At 58.6% G+C, this 22,947-nt stretch carries 21 protein-coding genes and 1 riboswitch; of the genes, 6 read left to right on the top strand and 15 right to left on the bottom strand.

Features of this window, described 5'->3' with window-relative positions:
- Positions 1–76: 76 nt before the first annotated feature.
- The 8 genes from DW180_RS04945 to rnd form a co-directional block, all read right to left on the bottom strand.
- Positions 77–1,255, bottom strand: a complete 1,179-nt coding sequence (locus tag DW180_RS04945) for an acetate/propionate family kinase (RefSeq protein WP_006234305.1) — start codon at positions 1,253–1,255, stop codon at positions 77–79.
- A 120-nt stretch (positions 1,256–1,375) separates the two neighbouring features.
- Positions 1,376–2,536 (bottom strand): MFS transporter, encoded by a 1,161-nt coding sequence (locus DW180_RS04940; protein ID WP_118237715.1) that lies wholly within the window; start codon positions 2,534–2,536, stop codon positions 1,376–1,378.
- 119 nt (positions 2,537–2,655) lie between these two features.
- On the bottom strand, positions 2,656–3,546 hold the full coding sequence (locus DW180_RS04935) for a LysR family transcriptional regulator (protein WP_118237713.1): 891 nt from the start codon (positions 3,544–3,546) through the stop codon (positions 2,656–2,658).
- A gap of 41 nt (positions 3,547–3,587) precedes the next feature.
- On the bottom strand, positions 3,588–3,923 hold the full coding sequence (locus DW180_RS04930; RefSeq protein WP_117862334.1) for a histidine triad nucleotide-binding protein: 336 nt from the start codon (positions 3,921–3,923) through the stop codon (positions 3,588–3,590).
- 49 nt (positions 3,924–3,972) lie between these two features.
- Positions 3,973–4,239, bottom strand: a complete 267-nt coding sequence (gene xseB / locus DW180_RS04925; RefSeq protein WP_006234311.1) for an exodeoxyribonuclease VII small subunit — start codon at positions 4,237–4,239, stop codon at positions 3,973–3,975.
- 42 nt (positions 4,240–4,281) lie between these two features.
- The gene (gene xseA, locus DW180_RS04920; RefSeq protein ID WP_369831520.1) at positions 4,282–5,733 is read right to left on the bottom strand and encodes an exodeoxyribonuclease VII large subunit; all 1,452 of its coding nucleotides are present in this window, start codon (positions 5,731–5,733) and stop codon (positions 4,282–4,284) included.
- A gap of 115 nt (positions 5,734–5,848) precedes the next feature.
- Positions 5,849–6,553 (bottom strand): zinc metallopeptidase, encoded by a 705-nt coding sequence (locus DW180_RS04915; protein ID WP_118237711.1) that lies wholly within the window; start codon positions 6,551–6,553, stop codon positions 5,849–5,851.
- 64 nt (positions 6,554–6,617) lie between these two features.
- On the bottom strand, positions 6,618–7,751 hold the full coding sequence (gene rnd, locus DW180_RS04910; RefSeq protein WP_117779286.1) for a ribonuclease D: 1,134 nt from the start codon (positions 7,749–7,751) through the stop codon (positions 6,618–6,620).
- A 98-nt stretch (positions 7,752–7,849) separates the two neighbouring features.
- On the opposite strand from rnd, the gene DW180_RS04905 reads away from it, so the two are divergent.
- The 5 genes from DW180_RS04905 (at position 7,850) to DW180_RS04885 (ending at position 14,794) form a co-directional block, all read left to right on the top strand.
- On the top strand, positions 7,850–8,767 hold the full coding sequence (locus tag DW180_RS04905; protein ID WP_117779285.1) for a diacylglycerol kinase family protein: 918 nt from the start codon (positions 7,850–7,852) through the stop codon (positions 8,765–8,767).
- Between the two features lie 408 nt (positions 8,768–9,175).
- A complete protein-coding gene (locus DW180_RS04900; protein ID WP_118237709.1) occupies positions 9,176–11,119 on the top strand; it encodes a C69 family dipeptidase in 1,944 nt (647 codons plus the stop codon).
- Between the two features lie 399 nt (positions 11,120–11,518).
- Complete coding sequence (locus DW180_RS04895; protein WP_117635404.1) at positions 11,519–12,091, top strand: hypothetical protein; 573 nt, start codon at positions 11,519–11,521, stop codon at positions 12,089–12,091.
- A gap of 212 nt (positions 12,092–12,303) precedes the next feature.
- Complete coding sequence (locus tag DW180_RS04890) at positions 12,304–14,055, top strand: ABC transporter ATP-binding protein (protein ID WP_118237707.1); 1,752 nt, start codon at positions 12,304–12,306, stop codon at positions 14,053–14,055.
- Positions 14,048–14,794 (top strand): energy-coupling factor transporter transmembrane protein EcfT, encoded by a 747-nt coding sequence (locus tag DW180_RS04885; RefSeq protein ID WP_118237705.1) that lies wholly within the window; start codon positions 14,048–14,050, stop codon positions 14,792–14,794. The genes DW180_RS04890 and DW180_RS04885 overlap by 8 nt, the downstream gene beginning before the upstream one ends.
- 125 nt (positions 14,795–14,919) lie before the next feature.
- Here the strand turns inward: DW180_RS04885 and DW180_RS04880 are convergent, their stop codons facing one another.
- Entirely contained in the window at positions 14,920–15,666 is a 747-nt protein-coding gene (locus tag DW180_RS04880) for an aspartate/glutamate racemase family protein (RefSeq protein WP_229028173.1), read from the bottom strand.
- An 84-nt stretch (positions 15,667–15,750) separates the two neighbouring features.
- Positions 15,751–17,007, bottom strand: a complete 1,257-nt coding sequence (locus DW180_RS04875; protein WP_118237703.1) for an ATP-grasp domain-containing protein — start codon at positions 17,005–17,007, stop codon at positions 15,751–15,753.
- Between the two features lie 393 nt (positions 17,008–17,400).
- Between DW180_RS04875 and DW180_RS04870 the strand changes: the two genes are divergently transcribed.
- Positions 17,401–18,534 (top strand): glucosaminidase domain-containing protein, encoded by a 1,134-nt coding sequence (locus DW180_RS04870; protein WP_118237701.1) that lies wholly within the window; start codon positions 17,401–17,403, stop codon positions 18,532–18,534.
- A 37-nt stretch (positions 18,535–18,571) separates the two neighbouring features.
- Here DW180_RS04870 and DW180_RS04865 read toward each other — a convergent pair whose 3' ends face one another.
- From DW180_RS04865 to DW180_RS04845, 5 genes are all read right to left on the bottom strand, one after another.
- A complete protein-coding gene (locus tag DW180_RS04865) occupies positions 18,572–19,951 on the bottom strand; it encodes a protein kinase (RefSeq protein WP_158570931.1) in 1,380 nt (459 codons plus the stop codon).
- Positions 19,952–20,049: 98 nt separating this feature from the next.
- Positions 20,050–20,472: an XRE family transcriptional regulator gene (locus tag DW180_RS04860; RefSeq protein WP_118237697.1), complete on the bottom strand. Its 423-nt coding sequence runs from the start codon at positions 20,470–20,472 to the stop codon at positions 20,050–20,052.
- Between the two features lie 32 nt (positions 20,473–20,504).
- Positions 20,505–20,948, bottom strand: coding sequence for an FxLYD domain-containing protein (locus tag DW180_RS04855; protein ID WP_055309781.1), 444 nt, complete (start codon positions 20,946–20,948; stop codon positions 20,505–20,507).
- Between the two features lie 164 nt (positions 20,949–21,112).
- Positions 21,113–21,382, bottom strand: a complete 270-nt coding sequence (locus tag DW180_RS04850) for a hypothetical protein (RefSeq protein ID WP_158570930.1) — start codon at positions 21,380–21,382, stop codon at positions 21,113–21,115.
- Between the two features lie 53 nt (positions 21,383–21,435).
- Complete coding sequence (locus tag DW180_RS04845) at positions 21,436–22,623, bottom strand: N-acetyldiaminopimelate deacetylase (RefSeq protein WP_233545181.1); 1,188 nt, start codon at positions 22,621–22,623, stop codon at positions 21,436–21,438.
- A 144-nt stretch (positions 22,624–22,767) separates the two neighbouring features.
- A riboswitch (Lysine riboswitch) is annotated at positions 22,768–22,936 on the top strand.
- Positions 22,937–22,947: the final 11 nt, after the last annotated feature.

Below are 22,947 nucleotides of genomic sequence, written 5' to 3'. Positions count from 1 at the left end.
TATCAGGCATATCGCCCAACGAGCACAAAAGAGGGGCCGAACGGCGCTCGGTCGTCCAGCCCCTCCCCTTTTGCAATTACTTGCCGTTGACGATGCGCTCGACGTCGGAAGCGATCATGAACTCCTCGTCCGTGGGGATAACGAAAATCTTAACCTTGGAATCCTTGGCAGACAGGCACCATGCGCCGTCACCACGCAGGGCGTTGCGGGCATGATCCATCTTGACGCCCATAAAGGCCAGGCGGTCGGCCACGCCGGCGCGGACGGCAGGAGCGTGCTCACCGATGCCGGCAGTGAAGACCAGGGTGTCCATACCGCACATGGAGGTGGCCATCTCGGCAGCCTTGGCGGCAATCTTGTAGACGAACATATCGAAGGCAAGCTGGGCCTCGGGGTCACCGGCAGCGGCGAGCTCCTCGACGTTGCGGCAGTCGTTGGTCTTGCCGCCGGTCACAGCCAAAAGGCCGGACTTCTTGTTCATCATCTCGTCGACCTCGTCGAAGGTGTAGCCGCCCTCGCGCTGCAGGTAGCACACGGTAGCCGGGTCGATGGAGCCGCAGCGGGTGCCCATCATAACGCCGTCGAGCGGCGTCAAGCCCATGGTGGTGTCCATGCACTTGCCGTCCTCGATGGCGCACAGGGAAGCGCCGGAGCCGATATGGCACACGACGACCTTGCGGGCCTCGCCGTTGGTCATCTCGGCGACCTTCTTGGAGATGTAGCGGTAGCTGGTGCCGTGGGCGCCGTACTTACGGATGTGCAGCTTGTCGCAGACGTCCTTGGGCAGGGCGTAAGTCTTGGCGACCTCGGGCATGTTGAAGTGGAAAGCGGTGTCGTAAACCGTGACGTTGGGCAGGTCGGGATACTGCTCCAGGCAGTACTCGATAACGTTGGCCTCGGGGTTGTTGTGCAGCGGGGCGAGCGGAGCGACCTCGCGGATCTTGGCGAGGACATCCTCGTCGACGAGGGAGGAATCGCCAAAGTACCAACCGCCCTGAACGATACGGTGGCCGATACCCTCAATCTTGACGCCGTTGGCCTCGAGGTCCTTCAGGACAACCTCGATGGCGACCTTGTGGTCGGGGAACTCGATGTTCTCGGTCACCTTCTTGGAGCCGTTGGCAGCATGGGTGAAAGTGCCACCGGTAAAGCAGACGCGCTCGCAGGAGCCCTTTGCGGACACCTTATGGGACTTGGTATCGATGACCTGATACTTAAGGGTCGAAGATCCTGCGTTGACGACCAGAACGTTCATGTGTCTCCCTACTAACAGGCGGTGTGGCGCCGCCAGGTTACATACGCTTCAATAATAAACCCAAACGCCCTCGCGCTCGGGTTTATTGCGTTGATATATAAGTTATCGGTGCCTAAATACTCATGTCCTCTGGCTTGTAAGACGAAATAACGCGGGGATATACACAAGGGAAGAAATCCCGAGCGCGACAAGCAATATGACTCGAATGCCCGCGATGCCGCTCAACGCAGCGTTGAACAGATAGAAAAGGATGGCACCCACCGCCACCATCTGGCTTTGAACCGAAATCAGTGAACAGCGCATCGAAGGATCGGCTGCTTTTTGAAAAATTGAGTATTTAATTGGAGCAAATAACGAGTACGCGACCGTCTGCAGCACATAGAACACGGGCAGCAAATAAACCGGAGTTAAGGGAATCAAAAACAGAGCTGTCAGGAAAAGACGCACGATGCCGCAAATACGCGCAAAGCGGCCCTTGTCGACATGAGCAATCGCACAGGGCACAATAAGTCCCATGGAGGCCGAGGCAAGGAGCTGAACCGCAATGGTCACACCCGAAGCGACGGCATTCATTCCGCGACCCGCAAGCAGCAGTGAGAAAAAGTCTTCCAGGGCGACAAAAGCAAATGCCTGAGAACAGTCCATGATGAACGCTGAACGAAGAATGCCATTACCCGCAATAGCGGCACCGATCATCTTCGGGCTAATCCCATGTTCAGGTGTCGTCGCAGTGCCCCCTCTTCGCATCTCAGGAATGCAGACAACGACAACCAACGTCAACACCATTGCGATGATATCTGCCGAAAGACCAATGAGATATGCACCGACGGACGAAATGAAACCGCCCACGCAAGCGGAGATGGCATAAGAGGCATAGAAAACAAATCGCTCAACGACATTAAGTCTTACGAGCTGGTCCTGAGAGACGCTGTCAATGTAAATCGCTTCGATGGATCCGCTCACACACGCAACGGCAAAACCCTTGAGAGCGAACGCACCGATTAAAAGCAGGGGAGAACGGACGAGAAGCAGGGCGGCGTAGTATCCAAGCATTCCCACGACGCCAACGAGACCGCTTGTCTTTCGTCCAAACCTATCAGCAATATAGCCAGTGGGAACTTCAAGGATGAACTTGCTCACTTGATATGCAATCATCATGCTAGAAATCGATACCATCGAAAGTCCGACGAACTCAAGGTAGACAGTTAGAAAATACAAGATGGTGCTGAAGTTCGGCAGAAAAACGAACGTCATATAAAGCAAAACCGTACGGTTTTTCATGCTCCACCCTCCAAGAGTCAGCAATCTAAATCGGAATCTTGGAAAAGCATGAGGGCAAAGCTGTCAGCTATGTGTTACAAGGCGTCAATAATCACTTGATGCCTCGAAGCCAATTAATCTCACGAAGCAAGATGACGCAATAGGTGCAGAAAAACCGTCTGGTGTCGATCAGTCCAGGCATTTTGTCGATAGCAAAAGTAGATGGGCAAGGCTACGTCACGCGAACCTTCAATGGAGCACTCGCTCACTTCCAATACATCTGATGCGAGAGAAGAGCCAGAAAAACTCAATATCAATCCCCCGGCTTGAAGAAACTCAGTCTGCGCCCTGTTTCCGTATTCAACATCACGGAAGCGAAAATTGACGAGCTGGGCTTCGGGACATTGATTGATTGCATTGAGACAGGGTGACAAATTAATGGGAACAGCGAGCCTGCCGCCCAGTAACTCGCGAATGGTCATGGCGCCCACAGATTGATGACCCGCTGGGCATGAAAGAACCTTGAGCTCCTTTTCACCCAAATATTTTGAAGAAAGGACACTGTCCCTTGGTTCCTCAAATGAGATGGCCGCATCCGAAATACCAAGCACAAGTGATTCAAAGCATGTAGCCGTTGGCTGATGCCACACATCAAGGTGAATCTGAGGATGCGAGCGTTCAAACGAGTCATACCAGTTTTCGGCAAAAAGGCGCCCCCGCCCATGAAGGCAGGGGGCGTAAAGACGAAAGTGGCCATCGGGCGAAACGCCGTCGCCCCTCGATTGAGCGTACTTTTTGAGATCGTCGACTTGTGTCAGGATCACGCGTGCACGACGCGCAAATTCTCTGCCCGCCGGAGACAAAACAGCCTCCCCCGCCGATCGGTCGAGCAAAACAATCTGATACTCAGATTCCAACTTTTTGATTGCCGACGAAACGGCCTGCGGACTCACATGAACGGCGCGAGCTGCTTTGCGCACGCCGCCATAGTTCGCTACCGCTTGAAGGTATTCGAGTTGAGAAAGCTGCATAGATTACTCCAAAGGCAGCCAAGTCGACGGGCTACGCGTCCTCAGATGAGGTTCTCGCCCAGGCTCTTGCCGCCGAGGACGTGCATGTGGAAGTGCATGACGGTCTGGCCGGCGTTAACGCCCTTGTTGGAGATGACGCGGAAACCGTCCTCCAGACCCTTGGCCTTGGCGACCTCCTGGATGGCGTGGGCCATGGCGCCCATGGTCTCGGCAGGCACGCTGTCGGCGATGTCGCTGTAGTGCTTCTTAGGGATCACGAGCGTGTGGACCGGCGCCTGCGGGTTGAGGTCGTCGAAGGCGATGACCTGGTCGTCCTCATAGACAACGGTCGAGGGGATCTCGTGGTTGGCAATTTTACAGAAGATGCAATCGCACATAGCTGGTTCCTTTCTTACAGACCAAGGTAATTATATTTGGTCGAGATGCTTAGAACGAAAGGTTATCATCGGTGTTGGCGGCCTCGCCGTCGGCGAGCACGTCGTTGCCGTCGACGTCCTTAAGGAGCACCGAGACCTTCTGCTCGGCATCGGACAGGCGGGTGCGCAGGCTTTTGAGGAGCTCGACGCCGCGGGTGTAGCTCTCGAGCGACTCCTCGAGCTCCATATCGCCCGACTCAAGGCTGCGGATGATGAGCTCCAGCTCCTGCGAGGCCTGCTTGTACGTAAGCTGTTCGACCGGGGTCTTCTCTGCCATATCTGTTTCCTTTCCTAAAGGTTTATCGCTATGAAACGCGGGTTACTCGACCGTATCGACCGTTGCTGCCACGTTGCCGTCTGCCATGTGCACGCGAATGGCGTCGCCAGGCTTAAAGGTCTTGGCACTCGTAGCCACACCATCATCGCTGTACGCGATGGAATAGCCGCGAGCAAGCACTTTGAGCGGCGACAGGGCATCGAGCGACGCTGCCGCACGGCTCAGGTCGGACGCTGGCTTGCTGAGCATCGTGCGCCCTTGATGCTCTAGGCGGGAACTCGCAAGCGTGAGCGCATGGCGCTTACCATCGAGCCCCGAGGTGCTTGTAATCAGACGCTCGGGAAAGCGCTCAAAGTTGGAGCGGAATGTCCCGACCGAGCGTACTATGGCGCCCGACAGGCGATCGGCAGTCAGCGCAAGCTCCGATTCGCGACGCTCGACCATAAATGTGGGGTCGTTGAGGCACGGGCGACACGCAGCGGCATCGAGCGCATCACCCAAGCGAGCCGTATAGGTATCCCAGGCACGGCGACCGCGCTGATCGAGCATCTCCAGGTCGACCTGGGCCGACCCAATCATCGATGCCATCGCGGCACCCAGACGCTGATGGCGCGCCTCGAGCACATCGGCCAACTCCGTCATAGCCGGCGCCACCGATTCTGCCGCCGCCGTGGGCGTGGAGGCGCGTCGGTCGCTCACCATGTCGCAAATCGAGGTATCGGGCTCATGGCCAATGCCGGTCACCACGGGCACAGGACAAGCCGCCACCGCGCGGGCAAGCTCCTCGTCATTAAAGGTCATGAGGTCCTCAAAGGAACCGCCGCCGCGCACCAGCAAAATACAGTCGGGCGCCGGCGTAATGGAAGCGGCGCGGCGCAAGCCCTCAATGAGCTCGGCCGGCGCACCCTCGCCTTGAACCTTGGCGCCCACGCAAACGAGCTCGACGAGCGGGTTGCGACGACGCAATGTACGCTTGACGTCGTCGATTACGGCACCCGAAAGCGAGGTGACGACCGCCACGCGGGAGCAGAACACCGGGATGCGGCGCTTGCGCGCTTCGTCCATCAGGCCCTCGCGGCGTAGCTTTTCGGCCAGTTGCGCCACTTGTTGACGCAGCAGACCCTCCCCCGCTAACGAGAACGAGCGGGCGACGAAGCTCATACGACCCGTAGGCTTGTAGAGATTGAAGCCGCCCTTAAAGCTTACCTGCATGCCGTCGCGCAAGTCGAAGGTGCGCTTAAGGTAAGCGCCCTTCCAGATGATGCAGTCGACGGCCGCCGAGTCGTCCTTGATCTGAAAGTAGCAGTGGCCGCTTCGGGCGTTTGGGCCACGAAAACCCGTGACCTCGCCCAGAACGCTCAGCTGCGGAATGGCCTCGAGCGCACCGGCGGCGATCTCTACCGCCTGGCTCACGCTGAGCTCTTTGCGCTCCTGCTCGTCCGAACCGTCGAACTCGGCGGAAACGGCATTGCCGGTTAGATTCCAGCCTGCCACGCAGCCTCCTTTCGTCATCGTGCACAAGGGCTCCGGCCCTGCGCAAATTCAAGTCCAACACATAGTACAGCGCCGCGGGGACACAAATCCCCGCGGCGCCCAGCGACCCAATTTGTTATCGGTTGGAGTTTCTGTTGTAGCGAGCCATAAGATAGAGCAGCTGAATAATCGAGGTGAGCGCCGCAGCCACATAGGTAAGCGCGGCGGCCGTCAGCACCTTCTTGGCACCGTTGACCTGTTTGGAGCTCATGCCCGACTGCTCGATATACGCCACGGCGCGGCGGCTGGCGTCAATCTCGACCGGCAGCGTAACGAGCTGGAACAGCACGCTTAACGAGAAGAAGATCAGCGCGAGGGTCGTGAGTCCCGCGATGTTCATAAACAGGCCCAAGAGCAACACGATGGTCCAGGTGTTCTGGGTAAAGTTGACGACCGGCACGAGGGCGGTACGTACCTTCATCATGGCGTAACCGCTTTGGCGCTGGGCGGCATGGCCCGCCTCGTGGCAGGCGACGGCAACGCTTGCGACCGACCCGCCCGAACGGTTGGCATCCGAGAGATACAGATTGTTATCCTGCGGGTTGTAATGGTCGGTGAGCTCACCGGCAACGCCCTTGATACCCACGGCATTGCAACCGCTGGCGTCAAGCATGCGGCGAGCGACCGTGGCGCCCGTGTCGCCGTCTGAGCGAACCTTGGACCAGGTTTTGTACGTCGAGTTGATATAGTTCTGTGCGGCAAGGCCAAGCACCGTGCAGACAAGAACAACCAGCAGGTACAGCGGGTCGATGCCAAAGCCGTAACCATAATAATAGGGCATGCGAATTCCTCCGAATCGAGTTACACGTTGGAGGCATTCTACCCACTCAAGCGGCTAGGCTTCCTTATAGCAATTCAATTTTGCCGTCCTTCACCGTCAGCCCCATATTGCCGGAAAGCAGATCGTCCAGGCGCGAACCCACAAGCTCAAAACGCCAGCCTTCGCGCAGGGGGCTTTGCTCAGGATGCTCGATGTAATCGGCCAGGTCATCGCGCGAGGCAATGACCGAGGTCGCCACCCCCGAGCGCTCGGCAACCAGGCGGATGAGCGCGTACATGAGATCCGTCACGCTCTCCAGCTCCGGAGAGATCTGGCGATGCCCGCGCACCATGAGCGGCAGGCGATCGTGCGGGCAGCTCGCACCGCGCTTGATGGCCATGAGCGCGCCGTCCACGTCGCGCTCCCCCAACTGGTCGGTACCGCGAATGCTACGGAACTCCTCAACGCGCACGGGATTGCGCTTAACGAGCGCCAGCAGCGTATCGTCGGACATGACCCACTTGCGCGGGATGTTGCGGCGCTCGGCGCGGTCCTCGCGCCAGGCGGCGAGCTCGCGCGCGATGCCCAACTGGTGACGGCTGCACGAATTGATGCGTTTGACCTTACGGAACGCCTCGTGGCGATCGGCGCGATAGTGCGACTCGTCAGCCAGCGGGCGCAGCTCGTCGAGCACCCAGTCCACGCGGCCCAGCTCGCGCAGGCGGCTCATCATCTCGGTATAGGCGACGATCAGGTACTTGACGTCATCGATCGCGTACTCGATCTGTTTGTCGGTCAGCGGGCGACGCGACCAGTCGGTCAGCGACTCGGTCTTGGGCAGCGAGACGCCGCAAAACGTCTGCACGAGCGCGCCGTAGGAAATCTGCTGGCGTTCGCCCAAAAAGGCGGCGGCCACCTGCGTGTCAAAAATCGGACGCGGCAGCACGCCCACGGTATGGAGCATAACCTCCATATCCTGCGAGCAGGCGTGGAAGACTTTGATCACGCTCTCGTCGGCCATAAGCTCGGCCAGCGGCGACAGGTCGTCGATCACCAGAGGGTCGACCGCAACGCTCTCGGCAGGGGTGGCAATCTGAACCAAACACAGGCGCGGATGGAACGTGCGCTCGCGCAAAAACTCGGTATCGACGGCAATCGCGTCAAACTCACGGGCGCGCTGGCAAAAGTCGAGTAGAGCCTGATGTGTGGAAATGTACATATCAACCCATCGAATAAGGTTAGGCCCGAAAAACACGGGTAGGATATCGGCATTGCCTTACAACTATACTCGGTTAGTCACAGAACGGGAACGTAAGTATGCGCTGCCTTATCATCCACAACCCGGCATCGGGCCCCAGCTCAGATGAAATCTACGCATTCACGCACGCCCTCGCGCAGGGCGGCGACGAGGTCGTGATGCGTTTTATCGGCGATGGCATGGAACCCGAAGACGCCGTGGCAGACGTGCGCGAGTTTGATCGCGTGGTGATTTCGGGCGGCGACGGCACCGTCTCCAACGTACTCGACCAAATGCGCGGATGCGGCGTCCCCACGCTCGTCTTCCCCTCCGGCACAGCCTGCCTGTTCTTTAACAACATCGGTAATGCCCCCGAGGCAGCGGCACTTGCCAAGGCCTGCCGTGCCGGTCGCACGGTCAAAGTGGACATGGGCGAGCTCTTTTGGCTCGACGAGAACGGCAACGAAAGGCGCCACGGCTTTATCATCATCGCCGGCTCGGGCTTCGACGCCGAGATCATGATGAAGGCCGCCCCTACCAAAAACGACATCGGCGAGATCGCCTACTTCCTCTCCGCGCTCGCCACGCCCAACCCCACGGTGGCGCACTTTACCATCGAGCATGACGGCATTGTCGAGGAGCTCGATGGCATCTGCTGCATGGCCGGCAACACCTCGGTCATCCAAAACGACATCAACCTGTTCCCCAACTGCCGCATGAACGACGGCATGGTCGACATTGCGGTCATCGAACCCGTGCGCACCGTGCAGCTGCTGCCTACCGTGATCACCGCTGCGCTTGACCCCGCCGGCAAGGTACTCGGGCGCCCACAGTTCAAGATCATCCAGACCAAGGAAGCCAAGATCACCTGCACCCCGTCACTGGGCATGCAGTTCGATGGCGAGATTATCTCCAGCAACTCGGGCGTCTTTGGAGCCCGCGCGCTTCCGCAATGCCTCGACCTCATCGTCGACGAATTCTCCCCGCTCGGAAAATAGGAGGACCCTATGAACGACAATCCCCTGATCGGCTTTATTGTCATCGTCTTGGCCATGCTCGTCGGTTACGCCATCAACGTGATTCACCGCCGAAAGAAGTAAATCCACATTGGTATGATATTCATCCAGTTATCGACTCTCCCACTGTTTATGCATTCGTCAAACAGCGGGGGATTTTCATTTCGGGCATTCCCAGCTACTTTATTCGGCTACAGTAATTACAGGGCGTCTTTATTAAAGTAAAGCTGCAAACTGAGTACGATTAACCGTTCATCGCATATTTCATCACGCTTATCGAGTAAGTTTCTTTCATAGATGAATATTGTTTCCAGTTCGTTACGCTAATGAGGTGTCTTTATTGGCTGAAGCCCTCTGGCGACAGAGGGCTTTCGCACGCTGGGAGGGAAAATGAGGAAAACTCGCCCCGTCAACGCGCTCAAGAAGCTAGGCATAGGCCTCGCCTTTGGAGCTGCGACCATCATGTCCATGCCGACATCTGCGCTCGCCTGCACGCAGATGTACATGGGCAAAAACCTAACAGCCGACGGCAACACATATTATGGTCGCGCCGAGGACTTTGGCCCGCGCTACCTCAAGCACTTTGGCATTGAGCCGTCGCATGCCCCCGGGTATACCTACGGCTCAGACGAGTCCGACTTCTCATACAGGTCGACCAAGACTACATATCGTTATAGCTACGTGCGCGATCATCCTTCGCAGTGGCACGGGCGCTATGATGCCTACTCTGAGGCAGGCATCAACGAGAAGGGCGTGTCCTGCTCCGCAACGCTGACCACCAACATGAACGATAAAGCCGCCAAGGCAGACCCCCTGACCGACACTGGCATTGGCGAGTATAGCTACGGCAGCGTTATCTTAGGCGAAAGTGCCAAAGCACGTGAGGGTGTCGAGCTCCTCGGCAAGATCATCGACGAGCAGGGCGCCAACGGCAACGATCAGATTATCATCGCCGACAGCAACGAGACTTGGCTGTTTGCCGCACTTTCCGGCCACCAGTGGATCGCCATGAAGCTCGCCGATGACGTCGCCTCACTCAACCCCAACATCGGCGGACTCAATTACGATGTCAACCTTGATGACGACGAGAACTGCCTCCACTCCGAGGGCATCCAGACCATGCCCGAGAAAAATGGCTTCGCCGAGTACACCGACGGCAAGTTCGACGTTGCCAAGACCTATGGCAAAAGCGTCGCCGATTCCGGCGTTCATCAGTGGACTCGCTATGTCCAGGGCCGCGATTACTTCATGGCCCCGTTGACCAAGGGTGCGGATTACGACATCGTCACGGTTAAACCGGAAAAAGGCCCCGACCAAATCGGAGCCATGGTCAGCGAGATCCAGCCCCTGTTCTTCAAGCCCGGCAAGTCCGACTGGAACACCTTTGAGATGATCCGTGCATTTGGCAACCGCGGCGAAAATGTCCCCGGCCTCAACGCCAACACCGACGGTGTCTACGCCATCGGCACCGAAAGAAGCACCGAGACCAACCTCTTCCAGATCCGTCAGGGCATGGACCCCGAGATCGCGACCATTCAGTGGGAGATGCTCTCCCGCGCCGCCTACTCCGTCGCTATTCCTCTGTACTCTGCACTGCTCACCGAGGTCAGCCCCTACTTCAGCAATCAGGATGTCTCCTACGATCACTGCGAAGAGACGGACATCGTGAACAACGAGGAGCCCGAGAACTCCATCAACTACGTCCTCATGGACATTAGTTCCCTCTGCTACGAGCACCGCGAGCAGCTCGGCACCGGCGTTCGCGCCTACCTCGACGCTCTCCAGAACGAGCTCATCGAGCAGAACCTTGAGGTCGATGCTGCTATGCAGGCCGAGACCACCACTGAGGGCCGCACCGCCCTGGCAAACAAGGCCGGCAAGGCTGCCACTGAGAACACCTACGTCAAGTGCAAGGCCCTTCTCCAGGAGATGCGCGCTTATCTGAAGGCTGAGGATTTCAGCACGCCCTTCACCCCGAGCGACCTGAACACTGAGACCAACGGCCTCAAGGTGTCCATCACCTATGCCAAGGACACTCTTGCCACCGACCCGGTGACCCCGGATCAGCCCGGAACTCCCGAACAGCCCGGTACCCCCGAGCAGCCCGCTAAGCCCGAACAGCCCGCTAAGCCCGAGCAGCCCACCACCAAGCCCGAGAAGCCCGGCAAGTCGGACACCACGACCACGGTAACCACCAACAAGACGAACACCAAGGGCGGCCTGCCCACCACTGGCGATCGTTTTGATGGCCGCATGGTGGCTGCATTCGCCATCGCTGGCGTTGCCGTCATCTCCGCGGGCGGTTACTTCCTCTACCGTCGCAATAAGGAGTAACGTCTTAGCTGAGCGGGCGGGGCACATGAGTCACCACGCCCACTTAACCCGCCTTTTTGACCGACGGGAAACCCGCCTGAAATCTTTTTAAAAAAGATTTCCCCGCACACACTTCGCTGTGCTATAGTGCAGCGCAACAGCAACTAGGTGCGACCGCGCCACGGCATCACGAAAGGAGCCACCAACATGAAGAACACGATGAAGTCTCTCAACAACTGGTGGTGGCGTGATGCGAATACGATCGGTCGACAGTGAGTCCCTCACGCCTGTTTTTGCGCTCTAGGTGATTGGAAGGCCTCCGGTTTCGACCGGGGGCCTTTTTCTATCTCGAGCCCGATCGCATTCGCATCACGCGCCTCCGCTTTTCTCTTGCAATCCCCTTCCGAAAGGATTTTCACCATGTCTCAGAACACCACCGCCACCCAGCCCCGCACCGTCCAGACCGCCGATCGCGGCAAACTCGATGTCCGCGCCCTCGTCCTGCTCGCCATCCTGCTCGCCGCCGGCTTCATCCTCAACTTCACCGTCGGCAAGGCAATCTCGGGCATCTCGGGCGGCATGATCAGCCCCGAGTTCATCATCTCAGCCTTCTGCCTCACCATCCTGGTCGTTCGCCCCAACATCGGCCAGGCGCTCGTCATTGGCCTCATCTCGGCTGCCGTGATCCAGATCACCACCACTTCGCCGTTCGTCGATTTTGCCGCCGAGGGCATCGCCGCCATGCTCATGGCCGGCATCGTCAACGCCGCCGGCAAGAACGGTCAGGTTAAGCCTGCCGTCGCCATCGTCGCTACCTTCGTGACCACCTTTGTCTCCGGCGTCATCTTCATGGTTATCAAGATGGCCATGCTTGGCGTGGTCGGCGAGCTCGCCGCCGCTATGTTGCCCGTCGTCGCCATGACCGCCGTCTTTAACGCCATTCTGGTCGGCGCCCTCTACCTGCCCATTCAGAAGGCCCTGAAGCTCAACTAACCTGCTCGGCTTTACGAGCCACCCCATCTTGGCGTTCATTCGTCGCTCGCGTACCCAAGTACGCTTCGCTCCTCTTTCGCGCCAACCTGGGGCCCCTCGTAAAGCCGTCTCCGTGCTCCACCGGCAAAGACTGTCCCAAACAGTTAACTCTTGGGGACGTTCTTAAACGACTAGTCATTAAAGAACGTCCCCAATGACTATGAAAGGTATCCATGGAAACGATCATCAACGTCGACGATGTCTCGTTCTCCTATGGCACGCAGACCGAGCGGGCGCTCAGCCACATCTCGCTCAGCGTGAACAAGGGAGATTTCATCGGCATCATCGGGCCCTCGGGCGCCGGCAAGTCCACGCTTGCCGCCTGCCTGTCGGGTGCCGTGCCCCACCACTACACCGGCACGTTCTTTGGGGCCGTCATGGTAGAGGGCCACGACACCTGCGAAGCCTCGCTCACCGACGTGTCGCAAATCGTCGGCAGTGTGCTGCAGGATATCGACACGCAGATGGTCGCTTCGGTCGTCGAGGACGAGATGCTCTTTGGCCTCGAGAACTTTGGCGTTCCCCACGACCAGATCGAGCGGCGCGTGAGTGAAACGCTCGAGACCGTCGGCATCAGCGACCTGCGTGACCGCGAGATCGCCACCCTCTCGGGCGGACAGAAGCAAAAGGTGGCCATCGCTGCCATCCTCGCCATGCGTCCGCGCGTCTTGGTTCTCGACGAGCCCACCGCGGCACTCGACCCCGCCAGCTCCACGTTGGTCTTCGAGACGCTGCGTGAGGCAAACCGCGCGCTTGGAATCACCATCGTCGTCGTTGAGCAAAAGGTCGCCCTACTCTCGGAGTACTGCAACCGCGTGCTCGTGCTCAACCATGGCGAAATCGCGCTGCAGGGCGAGCCACACGAGGTCTTCGCGCATACCGACGAGCTCCGTGCCATCGGCGTCGACTGCCCTCGCGTCACGCGTATCTTCAATAGCCTCGAGGCCGATGGCCTGGTAAGCGGTACCCCTTGCTTGGATGTCGATGAGGCCGAGCGCCTGATTTCGGGCATCGTCGACCCCGCACACGCAAGCAGCGACATTCAGGCACCCGCCGGCTCACCGCACGCACCGTCGTTGCGCCCGCACGCCAAGGACGCCGAGCCCGTGCTCACCTTCGACCATGTTGAGTTTGCCTATCCCAATGGCGGCGCCGCCGTCCACGACCTCAACCTGACCCTCTATCCCGGCGAGCTCGTGGGCATCGTCGGCCAGAACGGTGCCGGCAAGACCACGCTCACCAAGCTGCTCACAGGCCTGCTTAAGCCCGCCTCGGGCAGCGCGCGCGTTACGGGGCTGGATACCGCCGCGGTCCCCACGAGCCGCATTGCCCGCGAGGTCGCAACGCTCTTCCAAAACCCCGACCGCCAGATCTGTAAGGATACCGTACTCGACGAGGTCGCTTTTGGCCTGGAGCTTGCCGGCATCGACCGTGCCGAGGCTCTGCGTCGTGCTCAACTTGTTATCGACCGCTTTGGCCTGCCTGCCGATGAGGCACCTTTCTCGCTTTCGCGCGGCCAGCGACAAATGGTGGCGCTTGCCTCCGTCGTAGTGGTTGAGCCCAAGATCGTCGTGCTCGACGAGCCCACGAGCGGCCTTGATTACCGCGAGTGCATGACCGTCATGGAAACAGTGCGCACCATGGCCGAGCGCGGTTGCGCCGTGATTATGGTCTGCCACGATATGGAAGTTGTTTCCGACTTTGCCGAGCGTATCGTAGTAATGGCCGACGGTCACATCCTCGACCGCGGCCGCACGCACGAGCTATTCTCGAACATCGATCTCATGCGGCGTGCCTACGTGGAGCCTCCCCAGGTTATTGAACTCTCGCGCCGTCTGGCATCCTCCGTCTCTCCCGTCTTTGCACAGGTGAGCGAGGTCACCGATATCGTTCGCATTACCGAGGAGATGGTCCACCGTGGTTAACGTCATCGACTATATGCCGGGCGACACACTGCTGCACCGCTTGAACCCGGTCGTCAAACTGGGCCTTGCCGCCGCCATCATCATCGGCATCTTCCTGTCCGACACCTACGTGGCGCTGTTGGGCTTTTTGGCACTCACCCTCGCACTGGGCGCCTATGCCGGTGTCGTCGACCGTCTGCTCTCGCTACTCAAGCTGCTGATTCCGCTCGCGCTTATCATGCTGGTGCTCCAGCTGGCCTTTATGCGCGACGGCAACATAGTGTGGGGCTTTATCACCGACACGGGCCTCATTACCGGATCGAAGGCCTGCCTACGCCTGTTGGGCGTGGCGTTACCGCTCATCCTCATGCTTATGGTGACCAAGCTCAACGACCTCGCCAACGCCTGCGTCGAGGTGCTGCACGTGCCGTATCGCTATGCCTTCACCTTTACCACGGCGCTACGCTTTGTGCCGGTGTTTGGTCAGGAGATGAACGCCATCATGGAAGCGCAGACCGCACGCGGCGTCGAGTACGACACCAAGAACCCCATCAAGAAGCTTAAGCTCATGCTGCCACTGTGCGTGCCACTGCTCATCTCGAGCGTGGGCAAGACCGATGCCACAGCCTTGGCGGCAGAACAGCGCGGCTTCTATCTGCGTACACGCGCCAGCTCGTACAAGCGCTACCCCATCAAGGTCCTGGACATCGCCGTGCTCATCGTCAGCATCGCCCTCATCGCCATCGGCTTCCTGTTCTAGTTCGCCACCGGCAGCAACCGCCCAACGCAAAAGGCCTCGGCTCGCACCAAACGAGCCGAGGCCGTTACTGTTTCACCAGATAAAACCTACCAAAATTAACCTGTCCCTTTTTGACAGGTCGGAAGCTAGAGGCGGTAGGGGGCGCCGCTGCGGATGATGGATTCGCGCACCAGGACATCCATGGCATCGAGGGTGATCTCGGGCATCTCTCGATACTTCTGCAGCACCGATAGCTCGGTGCAGGCCAGAATGACACGGTCGCAGCCGCTACGGGCGAACTCCCACATCACGCGGTCGAACTTATCCATATCGGGCTCACGTCCGGCCTTCACATCATCGTAGATAAGCGACATCACATCGTTCTGACGTTTCTCGCTGGGATAGACAACCTCAACACCCGCGGCCTCGCATTCGCGGCCGTAGACGCCCGCGCCCACGGTTCCGTCGGTGCCCATGATGCCAATCTTGCGCACCGGCTCGGCCGGCATACTCAGGTTGGGGTCGAACTCGCACTCCCCCATCACCGCACCCGCAAGGGCATAGCGCACCGACTCACGCGGCATGTGGATAATCGGCACCTTCGTAAACGACTGGATCTGGTCGTAGAAGTAGTGTGACGTGTTGCAGGGAATGGCAATGTGCGCACAGCCCAGCGACTCGAGTGCCTGGGCACACTCTTTCATGGTCGCCAGCAGCTTGGCATGCTCGCCGGTCTTAATGGCAAGCGTGCGGTCGGGCATGGTCGACTTGGAGAGCACCACCATGTCGATATGTTCCTGATCGCAGGCAGCAGCCGTATGGCGCACCACCTGGTCGTAGTAATACGACGTGGCCTCGGCGCCCATGCCGCCGATAACCCCCAGCTTTTCCATCGCCGCCTCCTTGGTGACGCTTGCGCAATTGCGCGTATCATACCCGCGCCCGCCCGATGTAAACCGGACGGGCGCCGCACTCATCTACTTGTAATACGTCTTGAACAGCTTAAAGTGGCGCAGCTTGGTGTGCCACATGCGCAGCCAGCGGTTAAAGACAAAGTCGCCCTTCATAAACGAAGGGTCGGCGCCCTTGCCTTCCTTGTCCAGGCGATGCACCTTAGCGCGCAGCTCGGGATCCTTGACGTACTTGTCGACGACGCCCATGGGAACGACCATCCACAGCGCCTCGTCCTGCGCCGTCACAAACTCCGGCTCAAACGGGCGGTTGAACACATACTCGTCCACCACATACTTGGCAACGTTAAAGCCGCTGTTGGTAACGTAGTAGTTGCTGCGACCTTGGCGCGTGTTGAAATCGAAGAACTTAAACGAGCCGTCGCGTTCGTCGTACTTAACGTCAAAGTTGGAATAGCCCACAAAGTGAAGGTCCTCGAGCAACTTGCGCACGCCATCCATAAGCTCGTCATTGGGCTCGGTGATGATGCAGGCGTGGTTGCCGACACCGTGAGGCTGATGCTCCTCGAGCAGCACGTGACCCAGGCACATCATGCGGACCTTTCCGTTGCGGTCGGAATAGCTGGTGAGCACGCGCATGTACTCGTCGTTGCCGGGCACGCGATCCTGCAAGATCAGGTCGTCGGTGTAGCCGCTGGCATACGAGTCGCGAATGACCTGTTCCAGCTCGGCACGGTCGGCAATCTCATAGGCCTTTTTCTGGCCCTCGAACTCGTGCTGCCACCACATGATGCCGTCGGAAGGCTTCAGGATCATCGGGTAGGGAAAATCGATCTGGTCGAGCACTTCGGCAGGTGCCTCGCCTTGGGCATTCAGCATCGCCATGGTGAAAGTAAAGGTATGCGGATAGGGCACGCCGTGCTTCTCGCACAGCTCGTAGAAGATCTCCTTCTTCTGGCACTGCTCAAGCATGCTATAGGGAGCGTAAGGCGCGACGATGTTATCCGCCAACTCATGGGCATCCTTGGCCTGAGCCACAAGGGCAACATAGTTATCGCCACAGCCCACAAGGACAATCGTCTTATCGGCATGCGCTTGGGCAATGCCGTTGACGGTCCTGAGCATCACGGGCATGGTATCGATATCCACGTTGGGCGTGTAGTCGATAATCTGGCTGCGGTACGCGGGACCCGTCTGATACTTGCCAAAGACCAGACTCTTGACCTGGTACTCCTCGTAGAAGGCACGCGCCACCGAATAGGCGTTGATGTCGCCACCGAGCAGCACGGGAATGAACTCGCGCTCTGTAAATTGCAATGCCATGGAAACTTCCTATCATGAACTGCCCACACAGCGGGCGGTCTTTGCGCAACTGATTTATTCTAGCGTGACGAGCCGCCGGTGCCCAAAGCTCCACCGTATCTATGGCAATCAGCGCAATTATCCAGCATGAAATCCGCCCTCGCCGTGATGGGACCCTGTAGTTGCAAAACCCCACATGAGGCGACTTTTGATAAACAAAAACCCTCTCGACAGGGTTCCGTAACGTTAAAGTTGAACTCTATGGTTTCTCAACAATTCATCATAACTGCAGGTCAAAGCCAAAGCCTCAAGTTCAACTTGACCCTTTGGAACCTTTAAGGTTCAAGTTGAGGTCGAAAGCAGTAGTAGAATACCGTTCGAACCATAACCTACGATTGATTGCAGAGGGACTGGATGCAGCATTCGAATCATCGCGCCGCAGCGCTCATTGCGTCGAAGCCGGCTCGTATCATCACGAGCGCCGCGCTCGCCGTTGCGCTGACGGCCACGCCGATGCTCTCCCCCGTTGCGGCGTATGCCGCCTCGCAGGCAACGCAGGACCAGCTTTCCGCAGCCCAGCAGAAGATCGAAGCCGCCACGAGCGCCTACAACGACGCCCGCACCAAACTCGATGACCTGCAAAAGCAGATTGACTCCAATGAGGCAAGCATCGAGGAAATCGAGGCTAAGCTTCCCGAGCAGCAGGCCAAGGCAAGCTCCGCCATGCGCGATCTGTACAAGTATCAGAAGGGCACCAACCCCATCGTGAGCTTCCTGGTCAACGCGCAGAGCCTGGGTGAGTTCATCACGACCTGCAAATACACCAACCAGATCACGAGCTCGAGCGTCGACGAGATCGAACAGCTCAATAACATGCAAACCGAACTCGAGCAGAACAAGGCTGAGCTCCAGCAGGCCAAGTCTCAGCTTGAGGCAGAGCAGAAAAACGCCGAGGATGCGTTGGCTCAGGCCCAGCAGCTCCGCAGCGAGGCACAGGCAAAAGCCGAGCAGGAAAATGCCGCCGAGCTTGCCAAGCTTGAGGCCGATAAGGCCGCTGCCGCCGAGAAGCTCTCGGGCGAGGGCGTAAGCGGCAGCAATTCCAGCAGCCAGGCCACCAACACCAACACCACCATCGACACCACGGTGAACAACGCCAATACCGGTAGCTCCGATTACGATTCGTTCATTAATGAGTGGACGGGCCGCATCGACAATTATCTCGCCGGCTCCCCCATGGCAGGCCAGGGCTATAACTTTGCCGTCGCCGCTTGGAATACCGGTGTCGACCCCCGTTGGTCCCCCGCCATCGCCTGCATCGAGAGCACCAAGGGTGCTTATTGCGCCAATTCTTACAACGCCTGGGGCTGGAGTGCCCGTGGCGGCGGTTGGCGCAGCTTTGGCAGCTGGAGCGAGGGCATCTCCGCTCACGTTGCCTATCTGGGCGCCAACTACGGCTCCACCCTTACCCCGGCCGCGGCCAAAAAGTACTGCCCGCCCACGTGGCAGGACTGGTACAACAAAGTCGCCGCTCAGATGAACCGCATCTAAGTGCAACTGCAAAGGGCCCCAATGGGGCCCTTTTCTTTTAGGTAGCGGAAGTATCGACGACGCCGGTCGCATTGGCAACCGCGACTACGACGATCATGCATAGGAGCAGCACGCCCAATGCCTTGAGCCAGAGTTTCGCGAGTTTCATGCCGCGATAGCTGTCGAGCAGTGCAAATCGCCGACGAAGACGGCGCTTATCGAGCAGCGCAAAATGCATAAGCGCCATAAGGCCATCGACAAAGAAAAAATACTCGATTATGAGAAGCCACGTCGGGTAGCTTTGGTTTGCTCCCGTGGGGTGAAAGACGGCAAAGTGACTTCCGGCAAAGAACACAAGCAGCGAGAAACAGACAAGCGTATTCCAAATGCGGCCCAGAGACTCCGGAACGCGAGAGAGCAGGCCGCATGCAGCGGAGGCGGCGGGCCTAGGAAGCCCTGCGGGGTTCTGGAGCCCTTGGAGCGTCAACACCGTCTCCGAGGCCGGAGTACGGACAGGCGCAGGTGTAGGAGGCCGCACGGGGCGGCTCAGATCGTATGCCGAGCGCGTCGCCCGTCCCAACGCTTCCGCACTCGCAAAACGCTTGGCCGGGTCGAGCGCCATCGACATGCAGACGGCATCGGCAAGTGGAGTGGGAATGCCATGCGCCTCGCATTGCTCGCGCATGTCGAGCCCTGGTTTAGGGTCGACTCCCGTCAAGCAGAAGAACAACAGGGCGCCCAGTGCGTAGACGTCGCTGCGCACACTCGTCTGCCCAAACCCATACTGCTCGGGCGGCGCATAGGGTCGCGTGCCGAACTTGACGGTGTCGGCATCGGCGCCAGCGCGCCACACGCGCGCGATCCCCAAGTCAATAATCACCAGCGATGAAAACGTCATGCCGTTATCAGACGTATAGTTGGCACCCGTCACGATGATATTCGACGGCTTGAGGTCGCGATGGATCACCGGCGCCGACGTCTCCCCCGCCATTGCAAAACCGGCATGGAGCTCGCCCACGGCATCGCATAGGGCAGGATACATTTCGCGCGCATAATCGGGGGTAGCTCCCAGACGGTCCACCAGCACCCCGAGCGTCTCCCCTTCGATGTATTCCATAACCACGTTGAGCTCGTCGCCCACACGACGACAATCGACGATTCTGGGCAGGTGCTCAAAACGCCTGCCTGCCCGCTGAGCGGCAAACAGACGCTCGTATGCCCCGCCGATTTGAGCCGAGGCATCGATGCGTTTACGGACAAAGGGGCCGAGCGAACCACCACCGGTTCCTTCAAAGTACACGAGCTCGGTTGTTTCAACGGACGAGCGCTTAAGTACACGCTCCACGCGATAGCTGTCGTCGCGATCGAGCGACGCCAGGTGCTCGGCAAGCGCTGCGGTCAGCTCGTCATCGAAATATGTTGGGGTCTGAGTATCCATAGCCTCCATCATAGCGCAGGGCGCAGACACCCCATGGCATCCGCGCCCCGTTCGTTTGCATCCTTGTTCGGCAGCTCCGCCGGCTCAGATATCAGCCGCTAACTCACCGTCTCCTCGCCAAAGCGATACAGCTCCTCGTTGACCTTTTGGAGGCTGCACCCGCGATCGATGCAAAAGATGATAATCGCATCACGACGATCCTTGCAGTTAAGGACGCTTACCCCGGCAGCCGTCAGTGCACGGTTGGCCTCTTTGAGCGTCAGCGCCATCGCAAAGGCAATCTGCAGCACCTTATTGCGGCTCGGGTGACGCGCACCGGTAAAGATCTGATAGCCAAAGGTCTCATTGAGATCGGCCATACGAACCACGCGCGAGCGCTCCAAGCCCTTTTCCTGCAGCAGCTGCTTCAGGTAGTCCGAAAGCGACGGGGCGACAAAGTCGTGCTCCCTGATATAGCCATCGATGTTCGGCGCATCGAGAAGCTCATTGAGCAGCTCCTCGGTCAGCTTTTTATCGGGCATACGACTTCACCTCCCCCAGTGCATGCAACATGCTAGAAACCGCTTACGTCCGAACGCTCCCAGCTAGCAACCTGGTCGGGAGACACCGTACCCAGCGCCTCGAACTTCCAGGAGCCGCCCGCCTTCAGATGATTGGTGTTTGCAAGAGCCGTTCCAACCTGGTTGCCATCGGCATCATACAGAACATACTCAATCTGAATGTAGCTCTTTTCCTTGTCCGTGTTATTGGTCAGTGTGCCCGTGATCTTATAGGCAAACTGATTGGAGGTGTCTTCAGCCTCGTCAGCAATGGTATACGGTTCTTGCGGTTCTTTTTGCTCCTCAGCCTGCTGTGTCGCCTCGGCAGGTTTTGCCGAATCGCTCGCAGACGAATCGGTTGAATTGCCACCCATAGAGCCCACGGCACCGACGATAACCAGCACCACGATGACGCCTAGGACAATCTTGCCGATCGGCTTCTTTCCCTCTTTTGCCATTATTCATCCTTCCTACAATCCGGCTACCGTGCCGGCACACAGCACATCGTAGGAAGGATTGAATTTGAATTCATTAGCTGAGAGCTAAGGTTGCGGTAAACGGCCAATGCAGTTATCCAAACGCCGAGCAAACGCACTTTGCACGACCGTCTGCTGGCTGTGTATCAACCCAACGTGACGGATTCCCCGGTAAAGGTACTCGCAAGCAACAGGATAAAGAAAACTAAATAGCTGATGCTCAATAGGTAGGCGACGACTAAAAAGATGGTCCATCCAACATTGGTCTTACCATCGGTACGACGTTGCTCGCGAGAACGGCACAGCCAGACCGTCACGCCAATGGCCACAATCAGCAGCACGAGCGCCGCCGCGGCCAACCCGGCAAGCGCAAACATCACGCCAATGCTCACAGCAATAACCGGAAGCAGCAGCAAGCCACACCCGCATCCACCCGGACTATATACGGAAGACTGTCGGCGCTTCATCGTCACTCCAAGTTAAGCAATCGTTTGTAGACATCGAGGCCCTTGAGTAGAATTTCCTCGTCAAAGAGCATGGTATCGGTATGCAGAGCGCTCGTGGCATAGGCGGGACAGCCATCCGAATCGATCGGATTATCTTGTCCCTCCGGCACGCCCGTACCCAGGAGGAAGAACACGCCTGGCAGATGGCGCTGATAGAAAGCGAAGTCCTCGGCAATCAGCAAAGGCTCATCCACGAGTTGCAGCTCGGACAAGACAGGCGCAATGTGGGCGAACAGCTCGGGATCGTTATCGACCGGCGGATAGCCCTCGGCAAAATCGAGGTCATATGTGCAGCCCGTTGCGACGCAGGCATCGTCCAGCACGCGGCGCACGCCCTCGCGCGCGCGGTCGAACATGTCGTCCGTAAACACACGTAGGCTGCCGGCAACATGGGCCTCCCCCGCCACCGCATTGCAGACGGTGCCGGCCTGCAACAGGCCGAACTTACCAATGCAGGGCTCGTCGGCACCCAACTCGTCCATGAGTTCGCGCTCGGCAACCAAGAACTTGGCAGCCGCCAGCGCCGCATCGTGCGACTCCTCGACCGGAACGCCATAGGTCTTAGCGATATGGATGCTCGTCCCGTGAATATGGATATGCGTCTCGCTCGAACGCGCCAGCAGCGGACCGGAACAACTCGCCAACGCGCCGGCAGGCAGATCGGGCCACACATGGAAGCCAAAAATGCGGTCGGCCCCATAGCGCTCGAACACACCACTCTCGCATACCGTCTTGGCACCACCGGTCGTTTCCTCGGCCGGCTGGAACACAAAGAGAACGTTGCGCCTAATGGCGCCCGGCTGTTCGCGAATCGTACGGTCAACATACGTCGCGGCGGCAAGCGCCATGGCCATGTGTCCGTCATGTCCGCAAGCGTGCATCTTGCCGGGATGGGTTGAGGCAAAGGCCGCTCCCGTCGCCTCCACGATGGGCAGCGCATCCATATCGGCGCGAATCGCCGTGGCATGCGCGGCATCAACACCGGCGTCGAAGAAAGCACAGACGCAGCTGGGGCACGGATGGGTCACCTCGCAAGCGAGCGGTGCCAGCACGCCCTCGATATAGGCAATGGTTTGCGGAAGATCGAAATCGAGCTCCGGAATGCGATGGAGATCGCGGCGATAGCGACGGAGTTCTTGGAGCTCGGTCATAGAGGATCCCTTCGTGAGGCACATCTGTTGCAACTTATTGTGATACAGGATTGTGGCGCACATGTTTCCAGCATATCCCTGCATTTTTTAAACGTTATATACGAATACTCTTGTTTGGTAAAGTGCAACGTGATAGGGTCTTTACCACTTGATAGAGGCGCGGGCACGAAGAGCCGCGGGCGAGCCGGCAGGCTTTGACCCCGTGGGGAGGCGAAACCCGCCGAACTGGGTTTTTCGGGCACGAACAACCTGGTGGGCCTGTGGGAAACACCCACAGGACTGTCTGCAGCAATGCGGGAGCGCTATCCGGACATTGGGTCCACG

Source organism: Collinsella sp. AM16-21, from assembly GCF_003471905.1.
In the GTDB taxonomy this organism is placed as follows: Bacteria; Actinomycetota; Coriobacteriia; order Coriobacteriales; family Coriobacteriaceae; genus Collinsella.
Note: the sequence above shows the minus strand (reverse complement) of the source record. Positions and strands in the feature narration are given on the sequence as shown.

Bases quoted from the DNA above. Each gene is read 5' to 3' on its own strand.
- DW180_RS04945 (WP_006234305.1), bottom strand. From the start codon at position 1,255: ATGAACGTTCTGGTCGTCAACGCAGGATCTTCGACCCTTAAGTATCAG.
- DW180_RS04940 (WP_118237715.1), bottom strand. From the start codon at position 2,536: ATGAAAAACCGTACGGTTTTGCTTTATATGACGTTCGTTTTTCTGCCG.
- DW180_RS04935 (WP_118237713.1), bottom strand. From the start codon at position 3,546: ATGCAGCTTTCTCAACTCGAATACCTTCAAGCGGTAGCGAACTATGGC.
- DW180_RS04930 (WP_117862334.1), bottom strand. From the start codon at position 3,923: ATGTGCGATTGCATCTTCTGTAAAATTGCCAACCACGAGATCCCCTCG.
- xseB (WP_006234311.1), bottom strand. From the start codon at position 4,239: ATGGCAGAGAAGACCCCGGTCGAACAGCTTACGTACAAGCAGGCCTCG.
- DW180_RS04915 (WP_118237711.1), bottom strand. From the start codon at position 6,553: ATGCCCTATTATTATGGTTACGGCTTTGGCATCGACCCGCTGTACCTG.
- rnd (WP_117779286.1), bottom strand. From the start codon at position 7,751: ATGTACATTTCCACACATCAGGCTCTACTCGACTTTTGCCAGCGCGCC.
- DW180_RS04905 (WP_117779285.1), top strand. From the start codon at position 7,850: ATGCGCTGCCTTATCATCCACAACCCGGCATCGGGCCCCAGCTCAGAT.
- DW180_RS04900 (WP_118237709.1), top strand. From the start codon at position 9,176: ATGAGGAAAACTCGCCCCGTCAACGCGCTCAAGAAGCTAGGCATAGGC.
- DW180_RS04895 (WP_117635404.1), top strand. From the start codon at position 11,519: ATGTCTCAGAACACCACCGCCACCCAGCCCCGCACCGTCCAGACCGCC.
- DW180_RS04890 (WP_118237707.1), top strand. From the start codon at position 12,304: ATGGAAACGATCATCAACGTCGACGATGTCTCGTTCTCCTATGGCACG.
- DW180_RS04880 (WP_229028173.1), bottom strand. From the start codon at position 15,666: ATGGAAAAGCTGGGGGTTATCGGCGGCATGGGCGCCGAGGCCACGTCG.
- DW180_RS04875 (WP_118237703.1), bottom strand. From the start codon at position 17,007: ATGGCATTGCAATTTACAGAGCGCGAGTTCATTCCCGTGCTGCTCGGT.
- DW180_RS04870 (WP_118237701.1), top strand. From the start codon at position 17,401: ATGCAGCATTCGAATCATCGCGCCGCAGCGCTCATTGCGTCGAAGCCG.
- DW180_RS04865 (WP_158570931.1), bottom strand. From the start codon at position 19,951: ATGGATACTCAGACCCCAACATATTTCGATGACGAGCTGACCGCAGCG.
- DW180_RS04860 (WP_118237697.1), bottom strand. From the start codon at position 20,472: ATGCCCGATAAAAAGCTGACCGAGGAGCTGCTCAATGAGCTTCTCGAT.
- DW180_RS04855 (WP_055309781.1), bottom strand. From the start codon at position 20,948: ATGGCAAAAGAGGGAAAGAAGCCGATCGGCAAGATTGTCCTAGGCGTC.
- DW180_RS04845 (WP_233545181.1), bottom strand. From the start codon at position 22,623: ATGACCGAGCTCCAAGAACTCCGTCGCTATCGCCGCGATCTCCATCGC.